At 70.6% G+C, this 17,013-nt stretch carries 13 protein-coding genes; 9 read left to right on the plus strand and 4 right to left on the minus strand.

Annotation, left to right across the window (positions count from 1 at the left end; translation table 11 throughout):
* Positions 1 to 60: 60 nt before the first annotated feature.
* Entirely contained in the window at positions 61 to 1,131 is a 1,071-nt protein-coding gene (locus tag FHR56_RS07750) for a hypothetical protein (protein ID WP_237473357.1), read from the minus strand.
* Positions 1,132 to 1,314: 183 nt separating this feature from the next.
* Between FHR56_RS07750 and FHR56_RS07755 the strand changes: the two genes are divergently transcribed.
* The 4 genes from FHR56_RS07755 to FHR56_RS07770 all read left to right on the plus strand — a co-directional run bounded on the left by FHR56_RS07755 (position 1,315) and on the right by FHR56_RS07770 (position 6,365).
* Positions 1,315 to 2,787, plus strand: coding sequence for a DNA-3-methyladenine glycosylase 2 (locus FHR56_RS07755; RefSeq protein WP_160948181.1), 1,473 nt, complete (start codon positions 1,315 to 1,317; stop codon positions 2,785 to 2,787).
* Positions 2,784 to 3,311 carry a methylated-DNA--[protein]-cysteine S-methyltransferase gene (locus tag FHR56_RS07760; protein WP_160948182.1) on the plus strand — a complete coding sequence of 176 codons (528 nt, stop codon included), beginning with the start codon at positions 2,784 to 2,786 and terminating at the stop codon, positions 3,309 to 3,311. Before FHR56_RS07755 ends, FHR56_RS07760 begins: the two co-directional genes overlap by 4 nt.
* A 121-nt stretch (positions 3,312 to 3,432) precedes the next feature.
* A complete protein-coding gene (locus FHR56_RS07765) occupies positions 3,433 to 4,695 on the plus strand; it encodes an ectonucleotide pyrophosphatase/phosphodiesterase (protein ID WP_160948229.1) in 1,263 nt (420 codons plus the stop codon).
* 248 nt (positions 4,696 to 4,943) lie between these two features.
* On the plus strand, positions 4,944 to 6,365 hold the full coding sequence (locus FHR56_RS07770; RefSeq protein WP_160948183.1) for a chloride channel protein: 1,422 nt from the start codon (positions 4,944 to 4,946) through the stop codon (positions 6,363 to 6,365).
* A gap of 156 nt (positions 6,366 to 6,521) precedes the next feature.
* Here FHR56_RS07770 and FHR56_RS07775 read toward each other — a convergent pair whose 3' ends face one another.
* Together FHR56_RS07775 and FHR56_RS07780 are read right to left on the minus strand one after the other, a co-directional pair.
* Positions 6,522 to 6,707 (minus strand): 30S ribosomal protein THX, encoded by a 186-nt coding sequence (locus FHR56_RS07775; protein WP_160948184.1) that lies wholly within the window; start codon positions 6,705 to 6,707, stop codon positions 6,522 to 6,524.
* Positions 6,708 to 6,818: 111 nt separating this feature from the next.
* Complete coding sequence (locus tag FHR56_RS07780; RefSeq protein WP_160948185.1) at positions 6,819 to 7,232, minus strand: MerC domain-containing protein; 414 nt, start codon at positions 7,230 to 7,232, stop codon at positions 6,819 to 6,821.
* Positions 7,233 to 7,386: 154 nt separating this feature from the next.
* Between FHR56_RS07780 and FHR56_RS07785 the strand changes: the two genes are divergently transcribed.
* A complete protein-coding gene (locus FHR56_RS07785; protein ID WP_160948186.1) occupies positions 7,387 to 9,459 on the plus strand; it encodes a TonB-dependent receptor in 2,073 nt (690 codons plus the stop codon).
* Between the two features lie 55 nt (positions 9,460 to 9,514).
* Here the strand turns inward: FHR56_RS07785 and FHR56_RS07790 are convergent, their stop codons facing one another.
* A complete protein-coding gene (locus tag FHR56_RS07790) occupies positions 9,515 to 9,847 on the minus strand; it encodes an SMR family transporter (protein WP_010343489.1) in 333 nt (110 codons plus the stop codon).
* Positions 9,848 to 10,203: 356 nt separating this feature from the next.
* On the opposite strand from FHR56_RS07790, the gene FHR56_RS07795 reads away from it, so the two are divergent.
* The 4 genes from FHR56_RS07795 (at position 10,204) to FHR56_RS07810 (ending at position 16,987) form a co-directional block, all read left to right on the plus strand.
* A complete protein-coding gene (locus FHR56_RS07795) occupies positions 10,204 to 12,594 on the plus strand; it encodes a TonB-dependent receptor (protein WP_160948187.1) in 2,391 nt (796 codons plus the stop codon).
* A 353-nt stretch (positions 12,595 to 12,947) separates the two neighbouring features.
* Complete coding sequence (locus tag FHR56_RS07800; protein ID WP_160948188.1) at positions 12,948 to 13,781, plus strand: 2Fe-2S iron-sulfur cluster-binding protein; 834 nt, start codon at positions 12,948 to 12,950, stop codon at positions 13,779 to 13,781.
* The gene (locus tag FHR56_RS07805) at positions 13,768 to 14,769 is read left to right on the plus strand and encodes a xanthine dehydrogenase family protein subunit M (protein WP_160948189.1); all 1,002 of its coding nucleotides are present in this window, start codon (positions 13,768 to 13,770) and stop codon (positions 14,767 to 14,769) included. The genes FHR56_RS07800 and FHR56_RS07805 overlap by 14 nt, the downstream gene beginning before the upstream one ends.
* Before the next feature lie 22 nt (positions 14,770 to 14,791).
* The gene (locus tag FHR56_RS07810) at positions 14,792 to 16,987 is read left to right on the plus strand and encodes a xanthine dehydrogenase family protein molybdopterin-binding subunit (protein ID WP_160948190.1); all 2,196 of its coding nucleotides are present in this window, start codon (positions 14,792 to 14,794) and stop codon (positions 16,985 to 16,987) included.
* Positions 16,988 to 17,013 lie beyond the last annotated feature (26 nt).

Genomic DNA, 17,013 nt, shown 5'->3' on the forward strand with positions numbered 1-17,013 from the left:
GACGCTAGTCCCGCATCGATGCGTGCCACGTGAACGCGCGGGACGCGCCGCAGCCGCCGTTCAGGCCCCGGGCGAGGCCAGCGGCAGGGTCGCCACGTCGATCTCCGACAGCGGGCTTTCCATCGGGCAGGCCTGGTCCGGGAACCCGAAGCGCTGCTTCAGCGCCTGGCCGCAGGCGGTCAGGCTCTCCAGATCCACGTCCTTCCTGGTCTTGCACTCCTGGTCGAAGGCGACCAGGAACGCATCCTTGCGCCGCACGAAATCGTCGCCGCACTTGCGCAATTGCTTGATCCGCTCCAGATCGTCCTGCACCGCATTGGTGCCATCGAGCCCGTACTGCTTGAGTTCGTCGTTGCTGAGCAGGCGCAGGCTGCGGTTGGGCACGGTCATCATCAGATCCGCCACCGCCACCGCCACGCCGTTGCGCTCCAGGTAGTCCTTGACGTTGCCGTAGACCTCCTGCAGTTCGCGGTTGAGCTCGGCGCGCGAGGTCGCGGTGGAACTGATCCGCATCATCCGGTGGATGCCGACCTTGCCGGAGATCAGCCGGTTGTCGCCGGCGGCCAGCACGAACACGCAGGCGCTGTGGCAGACCGAGCCCTCGCGCACCCACACGGTCCAGCCGGACTCGCCGATCGCATCGCCGGCGCGAATCGCCGCCTCGACCTGGCCACCGCTGGAATCGAGGTCGAGCACGCGCTTGCCGATGCCGGTCTGTTTGGCCACCTCGGCCAGGCGTCGCACCATCTCGGCGAAGCCGGCGTTGATCTTGCCGACATAGCGCACCCGCATCAGCCCGCGCTCGCGGCACGGCGCCAGCGCCGCTTCCACCGCGGGCCGGTCCAGCCCGGCCAGCGGCTGGCCGTCGCCGGCCTCGGCGGCATAGTCGGTATCGCAGCTGATGAACGCCTCGCCGTTCTCCAGGGTCGCCTCGTCCCAGGCTTGCGGATCGCGTTTGGGGACGGCCGCGTGCGGTGGCGGTGCCGGCGGCGCGCCGATCGAGACCATGTGCTCGCCGTCGGCGGAGGGGCTGTCGGCGACGGTCCGCGGCGCCGACGCCGGCTGCTGCCCGCAGGCCAACAGGCCCAGGCAACACAACGACAACCAGCAGAGTCTGAACGTAGCGGCCAAGCAGGGATCCAGGGCGAACACGAAAACGCCAGGCGCCAGGCGCCCGTGGACACTAGTCTAGTGCGGCAGCGCGGAGCCTCCCCAACTGCGCCTAAACCGCGGGCGCCGCGGCCATGCGCGCGCGGCGGCATTGCTGTCCGAAAACGGCCAGTGCGCCGCGCCGGGGCCGACTAGACTGGCGCCATGCCCGCCCTCGCCGCCACCGACCACGCCCTCTACGACCGCGCCCGCCAGTCGCGCGATGCGCGCTTCGACGGCGTGTTCTTCACCGCCGTGCGCAGCACCGGCATCTACTGCCGGCCGGTGTGCCCGGCGCCACCGCCCAAGCGCAGCAACGTGCGCTACTACCCAAGCGCCGCGGCCGCCGCAGCGGCCGGCTACCGGCCGTGCCTGCGCTGCCGCCCCGAACTGTCGCCGGAGGCGCAGCAGCACCTGGGCGAAGAGGTCGTGCGGCGTGCGCTGGCGCTGATCGCCGAAGGCGCCCTGCAGGACGCCAGCGTCGCCGCGCTGGCCGCCGAACTGGGGATCAGCGCGCGCCAGCTGCAGCGCCTGTTCGTCGCCCAGCTCGGCGCCACCCCGGCGGCGGTGCACGCCACCCGGCGCCTGTTGCTGGCCAAGCAACTGCTGACCGAGACCGCACTGCCGATCACCCAGGTGGCGCTGGCGGCCGGCTTCAACAGCCTGCGCCGCTTCAACGCCGCCTTCCTCGACGGCTGCGGCATGCCGCCGTCGGCGATCCGCAAGCAGCGCGCCGAGAGCCCCGGCGGCGACCTGGTGCTGCGCCTGGGCTATCGGCCGCCGCTGGACTTCCCGGCGATGCTGGCGTTCCTGCGCAAACGCGCGATCCCTGGGATCGAGCGCATCGGCGAGACCAGCTACGAACGCGTGCTCGGTCCCTGCGAAGCCTCCACCCGCATCCATGTCGAAGCCGATCCGCAGCGCCACGAACTGCGCCTGCACATCGCCGCGGCCGATCCGCGCGCCATTCCCGACATCGTGCGCCGGGTGCGCCGCGTGTTCGACCTGGATGCCGACCTGCGCGCGGTGCACGCCACGCTCGGCGAGGATCCGCTGCTGGCGCGGGCCATCGCCCGGCGCCCCGGGCTGCGCGTGCCGGGCGGCTGGGACGGCTTCGAAGTGGCGGTGCGCGCGGTGCTCGGCCAGCAGGTCAGCGTGGCCGGCGCCGCAACCCTGGCCGCACGTTTGGTCGATCGCCATGGCGCCGCGCGGCCCGGCCAGCCACCGGGGCTGGATCGCGCCTTCCCGACCCCGCAGGCCTTGCGCGATGCGCCGCTGGAAGCGATCGGCCTGCCACGCTCGCGGGCGGCGACGATCCGTGCGCTGGCGCAGGCGGTGCTGGACGGCCGCCTGTCCTTCCGCGCCGGCCAGCGCCTGGACGACTTCGTCGCCCACGCCATCACCTTGCCCGGCATCGGCGCCTGGACCGCGCAGTACATCGCCCTGCGCGCGCTCGGCCAGCCCGACGCCTTCCCGGCCGGCGACCTGGTGCTGCAACGCATGCTCGGCGCAGGCGGCGCGCGCCTGAGCGAACGCGCCACCGAGGCGCGCGCGCAGGCCTGGCGGCCTTGGCGCGCCTACGCGGTGCTGCACCTGTGGCACCTGGCCAACGATCCTCCCGAGGAGACCCGCACATGACCACGTCCCCGCTGTCCTACGACCGCTTCGCCACCCCGATCGGCGAGCTGACCGTCGCCGTCGGCGCCGATGGCGTGCGCCACATCCTGTTCCCGGAGAACCGTTACGACGCCCGCGGGCGCGCCGACTGGATCCACGATCCGGCCCCGGTACGCCCCGCGCGCGAGCAACTGCTGGCCTACTTCGCCGGCGAGCGCGACCACTTCGACCTGCCGCTGGCCCCGCACGGCACCGAGTTCCAGCGGCGGGTGTGGCTGGCGCTGGCCGAAATCCCGTTCGGCGCGACCTGGAGCTACGCGCAGTTGGCGCAGCACCTCGGCCAGCCGCGTGCGGTGCGCGCGGTCGGTGCCGCCAACGGCCGCAACCCGCTGCCGATCGTGCTGCCCTGCCACCGGGTGATCGGCGCCAACGGCGCGCTCACCGGCTTCGGCGGCGGCCTGCCGACCAAGGCCGCGCTGCTGGCGCTGGAGCGGCGCGGCGGCGGCGGCGCGGCCGCCGGCACCACGGCCTCGCTGTTCGGCTGAGCGCCGCGGCACGCGGTGGACCTGCCGCCAACGCCGCGGCCTTGCCGCATCCGTCAGCCGCTGGGCGCGCGGCGGCGCTGTCTTCGCCACGTCACCGTGCGCGCTTTATGATGCGGCGATGATGTCCTCCGTCCTGCGCTCCACGCTCGTCTGCGCCACCCTGCTGCTCGGTGCCTGCGCCTCCGCCCCCTCCACGTCCCCGCACGCGACCGCCGCGGCCAGCGCCGCCGCGCCGGCGGCGCTGCCCACGCCGGTGCTGTTGATCTCGATCGACGGCCTGCGCGCGGACATGCTCGATCGCGGCATCACCCCGAACCTGAGCCGCCTGGTCCACGACGGCGTGCGCGCGCAGTGGATGACGCCCTCCTATCCATCGCTGACCTTCCCCAACCACTACACCATCGCCACCGGCCTGCGTCCGGACCATCACGGCATCGTCCACAACAGCATGCAGGACCCGCTGCTGGGCACGTTCCAGATCAGCGATCGCGCCGCGGTCGGCGATGGCCGCTGGTGGGGGGGCGAGCCGATCTGGGTCGGCGTCGAGAAGGCAGGCCTGCACGCGGCGACCTGGGCCTGGCCGGGCAGCGAGGCGGCCATCCAGGGCGTGCGCCCCAGCCGCCGCCAGGCCTTCGACGCGGACATGCCGCCGAACACGCGGGTGGATCAGGTGCTGGGCTGGCTCGACGATGCCAGCGCGCCGCGGCCGCAGCTGCTGACGCTGTACTTCGAACAGGTGGACGAAGCCGGCCACGACCACGGCCCGGAGTCGCGGGAATACGCGCAGGCCATCGCCAGCATCGATGCCGCGATCGGGCATCTGCTCGACGGCCTGGCGCAGCGTGGCGAACTGGACCGGATCAACCTGGTACTGGTCTCCGACCACGGCATGGCCGCGGTGCCGCCCAGGCAGGTGCTGGCGGTGGAAGAGATGGTGTCGCCGCAGCAGGCCACGGTGATCAGCTACGGGCAATCGGTGGGCATCGCCCCGCGCCCGGGCAAGGAGGCCGCGGCCGAGGCGCGGCTGCTCGGCGCGCACCCGCAGTACGACTGCTGGCGCAAGGGCGAGCTGCCGGCGCGCTGGCATTACGGCAGCAACCCGCGCATCCCGCCGATCGTGTGCCAGATGCACGAGGGCTGGGATGCGCTGCCGCGTGCGCGCATCGCCGAGAAGCCGCGCAGCCTGCGCGGTTCGCACGGCTACGACCCGGCGCTGCCGTCGATGCGCGCGGTCTTCGTCGCCCGCGGTCCGGCGTTCCGCCGCGGTGTCACCCTGCCGCCGATCGACAACGTCGACGTCTACCCCTTGCTGACCCGCCTGCTCGGCATCCCCGCCGCGCCCAACGACGGCGATCCGCAGGCCCTGCTGCCGGCGCTGCGCTAGGGCGGGTCACCAATCCCCGAGCATGCCGCGCCGCGATTGCGCGTGCCTGTGGCAAGGAAGAGCAAGGAAGTGGACGCCCGTCCACGCCCGAGCGATGACGCGGCCACAGGCGGGCGCAATCGCAGCCCTTCGGGTTGGGCCTGGCAGGCGCGCGGCATACTCGGGAATGGGTGACACGCCCTAAGCGCCAGGGCAACGGCGTCGGCGCGCCGACGCCCGCCCGGGGCAACGCGTGCGACAATGGCCGCATGCACTCGCCCGACTCCGCGCAACCACCGCGCCTGCGCCAACTGATCTCGCAGGAGAGCTGGAAGCAGCGCGCCGTGCTGTGGGGCGGCGCGGTGGCGGTGGCACTGGTATCCATCGTCTTCGCCAAGGCCAGCGACGCCGCCTTCCACGTGTTCCAGCGCATCACCGCGCATTCGCCGTGGTGGGCGCTGCTGCTGACCCCGAGCGTGTTCGCCCTGCTCGCCTGGCTGACCAACGGCGCGCTGCGCCCCACCCGCGGCAGCGGCATTCCGCAGGTGATCGCCGCGCTGGACCGCACCGACGACGGCTTCCGCCAGTCCAACCTGTCGCTGCGCGTGTCCGCCGGCAAGCTGATGCTGACCACCATGGCCTTGTTCGGTGGCGCCTCGATCGGCCGCGAGGGCCCGACCGTGCACGTCGGCGCCAGCCTGATGTATGTGTTCGGGCGCTGGTTCGGCTTCCGCGACGCACGCCAGGCCAGCCATTTCCTGCTGGCCGGCGGCGCCGCCGGCATCGCTGCCGCGTTCAATACGCCACTGGCCGGCGTGGTGTTCGCCATCGAGGAACTGAGCGGGCGCTTCGAGCACCACTTCTCCGGCACCCTGCTGACCGCGGTGATCGTCGGCGGCGTGATCTCGCTGGGCCTGCTCGGCGACTACACCTACTTCGGCCGGGTCGCCACCGCCGGCCTGCCGCTGGGCAAGGCGTGGCTGGCGATCCTGCTGTGCGGCGTGGTCGCCGGCCTGCTCGGCGGCGCCTTCTCGCGCATGGTGCTGGCCAGCGCCGCCGGCCGGCCGCGCTGGCTGGGCGACCTGCGCCGGCGGCAGCCGGTGCTGCTGGCCGCGCTGTGCGGCCTGGCGCTGGTGCTGCTGGGCCTGATCTTCGGCGCCGGCGCATTCGGCACCGGCTACGAGCAGGCGCGCAGCCTGGTGCAGGGGCACGCCAGCGTCGGCCACGAGTTCGGCCTGATGAAGCTGCTGGCGAACCTGGTCTCCTACGTCGCCGGCATCCCCGGCGGCCTGTTCTCGCCGGCCCTGGCGGTCGGCGCCGGACTCGGCCACAACCTGGCCGTGCTGATGCCGGGCGTGGACCCGCGCATCTTCGTGCTGCTGGGCATGTGCGCCTATCTCACCGGGGTGACCCAGGCGCCACTGACCTCGGCGGTGATCTCGCTGGAACTCACCGACAGCAGCGACATGCTGCTGCCGATCCTGGCCACGGTGCTGATCGCCCGCGGCGCCTCGGCGCTGGTGTGCCGCACGCCGATCTATCGCGGCCTGGCCGAGCTGTTGCTGGTGGCACCGCCACCGGCGTCGGCGCCGCCCGCCGAAGAGGAAGCGCCGACCTCGCTGGTCGCCGACCTGGCCGGCAGCGACCACGACGACCGCGACGACGGCCCGACCGCGCCACGCCCGCACTGATTGCCGGCGCGTCCCCGGCGCTGGCGCGATCGGCAAGCGCGCCGCCACTCCCGCTTTCGCCGCAAGGCCGCTGCCTGGCGGCGGCCGGGCAGCAAAAAACAGACATAAAAAAACGCGGCGCAAGCGCCGCGTTCTTCGTCGCAACCGGTGGCTGGCTCAGCCGGCCTTGGCGACCGTCTTCTTGGCCACGGCCTTCTTGGCCGCCGGCGCCTTGACCACCGACTTCTTCGCGACCGGCGCACCAGCGCCCACGGCCACCTTGCTCACGCTGTGCGAGCGCGCATTGCCGTAGCTGGCGTTGTAGCGCTTGCCCTTGGCGGTCTTGCGGTCACCCTTACCCATGCTCATCGACTCCTGAATGTATGTGCGAAAACCCCCGCGCGACGCACGGGGTTTGGCGAGGCCAACGCGGTCGGCGCCCTCGCGCAAGGGCGGCAAGCCTACCACGTGCGCTCAGTGGGCGCAGCTTGCGTCGTGCACGTGGCCGTGATTGAGGCGCAGGTTGAGCAGGTGGGCGAGGCCGACCAGGGTGCCGCCGAAGGTCATGATCGCCGCATGCGGCGCCACCGCGTGGTGCAGCGCCGGCACCAGCAGGCCGGCCCACAACGCCAGCAGACCGAGCACCAGCAGGCCCAGCGCCTGCCAGGCGCGGTGCCGGCGATAACCGAGCACCAGGCTGAACAGCCCCAGGCAGGTCACGAACAGCACCAGGCTGCGCTCCACGCCCTCGCCCAGCCACATCGCCAGACCCAGCGACGGCAGCACCGCCAGCGCCAGCGGCAGCACCGCGCAATGCACCGCGCACAGCAGCGAACCGGTGGCGCCGAGGCGGTCGAGCGTGGCGCGCAGATCGAACGGTGAGGACATGACGAGCGGCACGGGTTGAAAGTGTTACGGAATAATATAACATTCGGCCGCCGGCGACCAGCGCGTCCCGTGCCCCTTCCCCGACCGTCCACCGCCGCTGTGCGGTGTCGGCAGCGCGCACGTCGCCCCGACTGTCCCTCCTGATGGAATGCCCATGTCCTCTCACCGTCCCGCCCTGCTCCGCCGTTCCGCCCTGTCCCTGGCCCTGCTTGGCCTGTTGAGCCCGTCACTGGCCCTGGCCGCCGACCCCACCACGGCGACCGCCGCGGCCGACGCCACGCCGCCGGCCAGCGACAGTCGCCACGGCGCGGGCCACACGCACGACCGGCACGTGAAGGACATGGACCAGGTGGTCGTCACCGCCAGCCCGCTGCGCGATGCGGCCGGCGCGCTGAGCCAGCCGGTGGACGTGCTGGCCGGCGAGCGCCTGGACGAAAACCGCGGCGCCAGCATCGGCGAGACCGTGGCCAGCCTGCCGGGCGTGCAGAGCTCCAACTTCGGCCCCGGCGTGGGCCGGCCGATCATCCGCGGCCTCGACGGCCCGCGCGTGGCGGTGCTCAACGACGGCCTGTCCTCGCAGGACGTGTCCACGGTCAGCCAGGACCATTCGCCGGCGGTGGAGCCGTTCCTGGCCGACCAGATCGAAGTGCTGAAGGGCCCGTCGACGCTGCTGTACGGCTCCGGCGCCATCGGCGGCGTGGTCAACGTGGTCGACGGGCGCATCGCCGAGACCCCGGTCGACGGCGTGCACGGCCGTGCCGAAGCGCGCTGGGAAGGCGGCGACAAGAGCGGCAACACCGACATGTTCCGCGTCGATGCCGGCAACGGCAGCGGCCTGTCGATCCACGCCGATGGCGTGTATCGCAACCTGAAGGACTACGACACGCCGCAGGGCCCGCAGCTCAACTCGTTCGTCAAGTCCAAGGTCGGCTCGATCGGCAGCTCGCTGGCCGGCGACTGGGGCTTCGTCGGCGTGTCGATCTCGCGCTTCCGCGACAACTACGGCAACCCGGGCGAACCCGGCGACCCGGCCGCCGGCGAGCGCGGCGTGTCGCTGCAGCTGCACCAGGACCGTTTCGAGCTCAAGGGCGCGCTGAACGACCCGTGGGGCGACGGCAGCGCGCTGCGCTACAGCTTCGGCCACACCGCCTACACCCACACCGAGTTCGAAGGCGCGGAAGTGGGCACCAAGTTCGACAAGCGCGCCAACGAGGGCCGCGTGGAGGCCTCTTTCGGTTTGGGCGGCGGCTGGCAGACCGCGGTTGGCGTGCAGGGCAGCGATTCCACCTTCCAGGCGGTCGGCGAAGAAGCCTTCGTGCCGAAGACCGACACCCGCGCCCTCGGCGTGTTCGCGCTGGCGCGCAACAGCTGGGACCGCGTGCAGGCCGAGGTCGGTGCACGCGTGGACAAGACCAAGTACGAGACCGACACCGGCGTGGACCGCGACTTCACCCCGAAGAGCCTGTCGCTCAGCGGCGGCTTCCGCTTCAATGAACAGTGGCGCCTGACCGCCAACCTCGACCACGCCGAGCGCGCCCCGGCCGAGGAAGAGCTGTTCGCCAACGGCCCGCACATCGCCACCCTCGCCTACGAGATCGGCAACCCCGACCTGAAGACCGAGAAGGCCAACCAGGCCGAACTGGGCCTGATCTTCAAGAACGACTGGGTCGACGCCAAGGTGGCCGGCTACTACAACCGCTACGACGACTTCATCTACATCGTCGACACCGGCGGCCAGTGGTACCACGAGGAAGACAACGACTTCCTGCCGATCCGCCAGTGGACCCAGGCCGATGCGATCTTCCACGGCTTCGAGGGCGAAGCCACCTTCCACCTGGCCAACAACGACAGCGGCGCCTGGGACCTGCGCGTGTTCGGCGACACCGTGCGTGCGCGGCTGAAGGACGGCGGCAACCTGCCGCGCATCGCGCCGGCGCGCTACGGCGCGCAGCTGCGCTGGGACGCCAGCAACTGGCGCGCCGCGCTGGGCGCCACCCGCTACCAGAAGCAGGACAAGGTGGCGGTCAACGAGACCCCGACCGCCGGCTACACCCTGGTCGATGCGCACCTGGCCTATCACATCGACAGCGGCAGCACCGCCTGGGAAGTGTTCCTGGACGGCAACAACCTGACCAACCAGGATGCCCGCGTGCACACCTCGTTCCTCAAGGACGACGTCATGCTGCCCGGCCGCAGCGCCTCGTTCGGCGTGCGCCTGTTCTTCTGATCGGGCACGCTCGCCGCAGCGTGAGGAGGCCGCCTTCGGGCGGCCTTTTCTTTGGCTAATGCGGCGCGCTGCGCGAGAACACGTTGATCACCACCACGCCAGCGACGATCAGCGCCATGCCGACGATCGCCGGCGGATCCAGCGCCTGGCCGAACCGCCACCATGCCAGCAGCGAGATCAACACGATGCCGATGCCCGACCAGAGCGCGTAGGCCACGCCCACCGGCACGCTGCGCAGGGTCAGCGACAGCAGGTAGAAGGCGATGCCATAGCCGCACAGCGCCAGCAGCGTCGGCCACAGCCGGGTGAAGCCCTCGCTGGCCTTCAGTGCCGAGGTCGCGACCACCTCGGCGAGGATGGCCACCAGCAGGAACAACCAGTTCTTCATTGCAGGACGCTCTTGGAAATACGCGCGCGACCATAGCAAGTGCGGCGTGGCGACGATGGCGACGGCGCGTCTGCCAGAGGCATCCGCGCCACCGCACCTGCCCTGGTCGCGCGACACCGTACTGCGCAGCGCAGGCCGTGCATGGCCGTGCGATGGCGGCCTGCGTGGGCAACCTGTCACGCAAACCTGGCGCGTACCGCGCTGCACAACAGCCCGCTCGCTGGACAGGGGTACAAAGAGCGCCGCGCGTTGCCCTCTGTCTCGCGCCGTCGCGGCCGCTGCGACGTGGCCACGCGCTGCACGCGTGCGCCCGCCTGCCGGCCGACCGTTCCGGATGAAGAAAGGAGAGATTCTTCATGCAATTTGCCCCGCTCCGCCAGCTGCTGCCCCTGTCCGTCGCCGCCGCCCTGCTCGCGCCCCCCGCGCTGGCGCAGACCGCCGATGCCCCCGCTGCGCCTGTCGCACAACCCGACGCCACCACCCTGGATACCGTGGTCGTCAGCGGCACTGCGCGCTTCAGCGGCCTGCGCAAGCGCGATGCGAGCTTTTCGATCACCACCGCCACACCCGAACAGATCCAGCAGGCGGTGCCACAGAGCAGCGCCGACCTGCTGAAGATCGTGCCCGGGGTGTGGGCCGAGCCCAGCGGCGGCGGCACCGGCGCCAACATCTTCGTGCGCGGCATGCCGTCCGAAGGCGATGCGCCGTTCGTCACCTTCCAGCTCGACGGCGCACCGCTGTTCCCGCCGCCGACCCTGTCGTTCCTGGAAAACTCCACGCTGTTCCGCACCGACGACACCATCGAACGCATGGAGGTGCTGCGCGGCGGCTCCAGTCCGATCTTCTCCAACGGCCAGGCCGGCATCACCGTCAACTTCATCCAGAAGAAGGGCCAGGACGAGCCGGAAGGCAGCGTGCGCCTCACCGGCGGCAGCGACGCCCTGCGCCGCATCGACCTGTTCGACAGCGGGCCGATGGGCAATGGCTGGTACTACAGCGTCGGGGGCTTCTTCCGCGAGACCGACGGCGTGCGCGACCCGCAGTTCCCCGCCGACAAGGGCGGCCAGTTCAGCGCCACCCTGAGCAAGCGCTGGGACAGCGGCGAACTGTCGTTCTATGCGCGCCACACCGACGACAACAACGCCTTCTACACCGCGATCCCGCTGCTGTCGCGCAACAACGGCCGCGATCTGTCCAGCTTCCCCGGCCTCAATGCGCAGCGTGGCACGCTGCTGAGCGACGATTTCCGCAACGTCACCCTGCCGGTCGGCCCGAACGGCCAGACCATCCAGCGCGACCTCGGCGACGGCCGCGGCGTCAACATCGACGTGTTCGGCGGCGAGCTGAACTGGCAGCTGGGCGACTGGACCATCGCCGACCGCTTCAACGTGATGGGCGGCACCGCGCCGACCTATGCGCTGTTCACAGGCGACGCGCCGCAGCGGCTGGGCGACTTCATCGCCGGCTACGGCAGCACCGGCAGCGCGCGCTATACCAATGGCGGCGGTGCGGCCGATCCGAACCAGCAGGTGCTGGAAGCCGGCTGGTGGTCGGTGGACAAGCGCCTGAACTCCTTCACCAACGACCTGCGCCTGAGCCGCGCACTGTTCGCCGGCAACACGCTCACCGTGGGCAGCTACTACGCCAGGTATACCTCCAACGACACCTGGTACCTTGGCAACACCATGCTGCTGACCGCGCGCAACCATGCGCGGCGCATCGACGTGACGCTGGACGACGGCCGCCAGCCCACCCGCGACGGCTTCACCAGCACCGCCTTCCTGGCCCTGCGGGCGCACTACGAGGGCGAGAACGCGGCGGTGTTCGTCGCCGACGAATGGGAGCTGGACGAGCGCCTGCGCCTGGACCTGGGCGTGCGCTACGAGCGTCAGCACGTCACCGGCACCGTGCACGACACCGCCACCGTCGACCTGGACGGCAATCCGGCCACGCTGTACGACAATGCCACCTCGATCTCGCTGCCGAGCGCGCGGCGCATCGACCAGGACGACAATGCGCTGTCGTGGACCGCCGGATTGAACGTCAAGCTCGACGCGCACAACAGCGTATTCGCGCGGGTCAATTCCGGGGTCAAGTTCCCAGGCTTCGACAACCTGCGCGACGGGCAGACCAAGGTGCAGGACATCCGGCAGTACGAACTGGGATTGAAGTCGGGTGCGGCCAACTACGATCTGTACCTGACCGCGTTCTACAACACCTTCAAGAATTCGCCGTTCCAGGCCTTCCTGGCCAACGGCAGCAACTTCACCACGGTCGGCGATTCGCGCGCCTACGGCCTGGAGGTGGAAGGCGCGATCCGCCCGTTCGGCGGCTTCGAGCTGGCCGGCACGGGGGTGTGGCTGGACGCGAAATACCGCAACTACCGCGAGTACACCGGCAACCAGGTCATGCGCCAGCCCAAGCGCCAGTTCCGGCTGACGCCGAGCTACTACTGGATGCTGCCGTTCGGCGACCTGCGCGTGTTCGCCACCTACTCCTACATCGGCGAGCGCTACGCCGACCTGGCCAACAGCCAGCGCCTGCCGTCCTACGACATGCTCGACCTCGGCGCCAGCCTGCACAGCGGCGAGCACTGGGAGTTCACCGTCAGCGGCAGCAACGTGACCGACACCCTGGGCCTGACCGAAGGCAATGTGCGCGTGCAGGGCGCGGCCACCGGGGGCGTGTTCATGGGCCGCCCGATCGCCGGCCGCCAATACCAGCTGTCGGTGGCGTATCGCTGGTAGCGCCCGCACGTGGCACACGCATGTGCTGCCATCGCCACGGCGCGTGGCACGGCGTCCGCCGCGACAGGCGCGATCGATGCCTGTCGCGGCGGTGACCGCTCCTGCAGAAGCGCTCGACGCCGCGCATGTGCGCCGTTCCCGCTCGTGCGCATCCGCCTGACCGCATCACTGTCTCGACACCCTGCCTTCGCGATCTCTTCGCAATCCCTTCGCGGTACCGCCGCGATGCTGGCGCTCGGGTGCCGATGCGCGCCCCTACGTCGGCGTCGCGATGGCGGCGCCGCTACCCAGGTCGATTCGCTCCATGCTGCGCCACGGCGCGCGTGGTGGTGGTCCCCAGGCAGGAGAGACCGATGCAGCATGACCCCCGCCGTTCCGAGGCCGCGTCCGGCGCCGCCGACAGCGCGCCCGATACCCCGCTGAGCGAGGACGAGGCCGCGCTCGCACGCCGGCTCGGCATCAATGGCCTCTCGCGCCGCGAATTCATCGCCCTGCTCTCGGCCGCGGGCCTGAGCAGCGCGGGTGGGCAGATCCTCTTCAGCGAGGCCGCATTCGCCGCGCCCGTTGTCAAGGCCGCGCCGCCGCAGAATGCGCTGCCGGTGGTCCTGGAGGTCAACGGCCAGCGCCACGCGTTGCAGTTGGACCCACGGACCACCCTGCTGGACGCGCTGCGCGAACATCTGGCACTGACCGGCACCAAGAAGGGCTGCGACCACGGCCAGTGCGGCGCCTGCACGGTGATCGTCGACGGCGAGCGGCGCCTGTCCTGCCTGACCCTGGCCGCACAGGCCGAAGACACCCAGATCACCACCATCGAAGGCCTGGCCGACGGCGAACGGCTGCATCCGATGCAGGCCGCGTTCGTGCAGCACGACGGGTTCCAGTGCGGCTACTGCACGCCAGGGCAGATCTGCTCGGCCGTGGCCCTGCTGAACGAGATCAAGCGCGGCGACGCCAGCCACGTCAGCGCCGACGTCAGCCGGCCGGTCACCGACCTCAGCGACGCCGAGGTGCGCGAGCGCATGAGCGGCAACATCTGCCGCTGCGGCGCCTACCCGAAGATCGTCGCCGCCATCCAGGACGTGCACAGCGGCGGCGCGCCGCGGCCGCTGTCGTGGCGCTATGTCGACCAGTCCGAGCTGACCGCGCTGAAGATGGCCAAGGAGGTGGCGGATGACGCCGTTTAAGTACCAGCGCGCGACCTCGCCGGAGGACGCGATCCGCCGCGTCGCCGCCAACCCGAACGCGCGCTTCCTCGGCGGCGGCACCAATCTGCTCGACTTGATGAAGGAAGGGGTGACCGGTGCCGACGAGATCGTCGACCTGACCCGGCTCAAGGGCCTGGCCGAGATCGCCGAAACTGCCGACGGCGGCCTGCGCCTGGGCGCACTTGCCAACAACACGCAGACCGCCAACCATCCGCTGGTGCGCCAACGCTATCCGCTGCTGAGCCAGGCGATCCTGGCCGGGGCCACGATGCAACTGCGCAACATGGCCAGCAACGGCGGCAACCTGCTGCAGCGGACCCGCTGCGGCTACTTCTACGACACCGCCCTGCCCTGCAACAAGCGCGAACCGGGCAGTGGTTGCGGCGCGCGCGAGGGGCTCAACCGCACCCACGCGATCTTCGGCCACAGCCCGCACTGCGTGGCGGTGCATCCGTCGGACATGTGCGTGGCGCTCGCCGCGCTGGACGCGACCGTGCACGTGCGCACGCCGGCCGGCGCCCACCGCGAGATCCCGTTCGCCGAGTTCCATCTGCTGCCCGAGGCGCGCGCCGACCTGGACAACCAGTTGGCGCACGGCGAGTTGATCGAGTCGATCACCCTGCCGGCGCAGAGCTTCGCCGCGCACAGCCACTACCTGAAGGTGCGCGACCGGGCCAGCTATGCGTTCGCGCTGGTCTCGGTGGCCGCGGCGCTGACCCTGGAACCGGACGGGCGCATCCGCGAAGCGCGCATCGCCATGGGCGGGGTGGCGCACAAACCCTGGCGCGCGCGCGCCGCCGAAACCGCGCTGGTCGGGCAAGCCATCGGCGAGGCCGCCTTCGCCGCCGCCGCGCAGGCCGAGATGGCCGCAGCGCGGCCGCTGGCGCACAACGCCTACAAGATCCCGATGGGCAAGCACGCGATGATCCGCGCCCTGCACCGCGCCAGCGGCAGCGACGCCGCGTGAGCGGCCAACCGGAGAACCGGCAATGAACTACATCGGCAAGGAAATGCGCCGCGTCGACGGCTACGCCAAGGTCACGGGCAAGGCCCGTTATGCGGCGGAATTCCAGATCCCGCACCTGGTCCACGGCTACATCCTCACCAGCACCATCGCCAAGGGCCGCATCGTGCGCATCGACACCCGCGCCGCCGAGGCCGCGCCGGGCGTGATCAAGGTGCTGACCCACCTCAATGCGATCAAGCCGGTCTCCGACGCGGTCAAGAAGAAGGGCGAGGACCTGTCGTTCCGCGCCCTGCTCGACGACCGCATCCATTTCAACGCGCAGCCGATCGCGGTGGTGGTGGCCACCACCTTCGAGCAGGCGCGGCACGCATCGCGGCTGATCCAGGTGGAGTATGCCGCCGAGACCGCGCACACGGATTTCGACGCGCTGCTCGACCAGGCGCACGATCCGACCCCGGAAGACGCGCCGAAACCGCGCGGCAACCCGGCCGCGGCGTTTGCCGCCGCGCCGGTGAAGCTGGAGGCCGCGTACACGATGCCGGTCGAGCACCACAACCCGATGGAACCGCACGGCGGCATCGGCTATTGGATCGGCGACACCCTGACCGTGGTCAACAAGAGCCAGAACGTCTACCAGGACCGCGAACAGTTGGCCGGCTACTTCGGCATTCCGGTGGACAAGGTCAACGTGGTGTCGCTGTTCGTCGGCGGCGCGTTCGGCTCGTGCCTGCGCCCGAACTACTACACCTTCCTGCTCGGTGCGGTGTCCAAGGCGGTCGGGCTGCCGGTGAAAATCGTCTACACGCGGCGGCAGATGTTCAGCGGCCATGGCTATCGCCCGTACTATCGCGTGGAACTGGGCCTGGGCGCCGACACCGCCGGCACGCTGCAGGCGATCCGCTACCGGCACGTGCTCAACACCTCGCGCATCGAGGCGTTCAACGAAGCCATCTTCCGCAATGCGCGCTCGCTGTACGCCTGCCCCAACGTGGAGGATCGCTTCGAAGTGGTGGAAACCGACCTGCCGACACCGCAGGCGATGCGCGCGCCCGGCACGATCAGCCAGATGTTCGGCATCGAGTGCGCGATGGACGAACTGGCCTATGCGCTGAAGATGGATCCCTTGCAACTGCGCCTGGCCAACTACGCCGAGACCGACCCGGACAGCGGCAAGCCGTTCTCGAGCAAGGCGCTGCGCGAGTGCTACGCGCTCGCCGCCGAGACCTTCGGCTGGAGCAAGCGCTCGCATGAGCCGCGCTCCATGCGCGACGGCCGCCTGCTGGTCGGCTGGGGCATGGCCACCGGCACCTGGGCGGCCATGCAGATGCCGGCGCTGGCGCGGGTCGTGCTGAAGGCCGACGGCAGCGCACGGGTCGGCAGTGCCACCGCCGACATCGGCCCCGGCACCTATACGGTGATGACCCTGATCGCCGCCGAGTATCTGGGCATCGACGCCAAGCGCGTGCAGTTCGAACTCGGCGACACGCGCCTGCCCAAGGCGCCGGCGCAGGGTGGCTCGTGGACCACCGCCAGCGTCGGCAGCGCGATCCACGGCGCAGCGCGCGAGATCCGCGGCAAGCTGCTGGAACTGGCCAGGCAGGATGGGCAGACCGCGTTCAGTGGGCTGGACGTGGATGCGGTGGAACTGGTCGATGGCCAGCTGCGCCCGACCGGCAAGCCCGAGGCCGGCCTGGACGTCGCCAAGCTGATGCGCCAGCACGGCCTGCAGGAACTGGAGGTGGTGCACGAATCCAAGCCCTCGGCCGAGCGCAAAAAGTACGCGACCGCCGCACACGGTGCGCAGTTCATCGAGGTCAAGGTCGATCCGGATACCGGCATGGTGCAGGTGACACGGGTCATCGAGGCCACTGCCTGCGGCAAGATCATGAATCCGCTGACCTCGCACAGCCAGGAAATCGGCGGCGTGGTGATGGGCATCGGCATGGCGCTCAGCGAAGGCACCGAGATCGACCATCGCTACGGACGCATGCTCAACACCTCGCTGGCCGACTATCACGTGCCGGTCAACGCCGACGTGCACGAGATCCAGACCATGTTCGTCGAAGAGGACGACACCATCGTCAACCCGCTCGGGGTCAAGGGCATGGGCGAACTGGGCATGGTCGGCATTCCCGCGGCCATCGCCAACGCCGTGTTCCACGCCACCGGCAAGCGCATCCGCGATCTGCCGATTACGCCGGACAAGTTGATCGGCTGAGCGCGGGCGCCCCTGCGCGCCGCGCT

It is taken from the genome of Xanthomonas sp. F10, from assembly GCF_014206815.1.
GTDB lineage: Bacteria > Pseudomonadota > Gammaproteobacteria > Xanthomonadales > Xanthomonadaceae > Xanthomonas_A > Xanthomonas_A indica.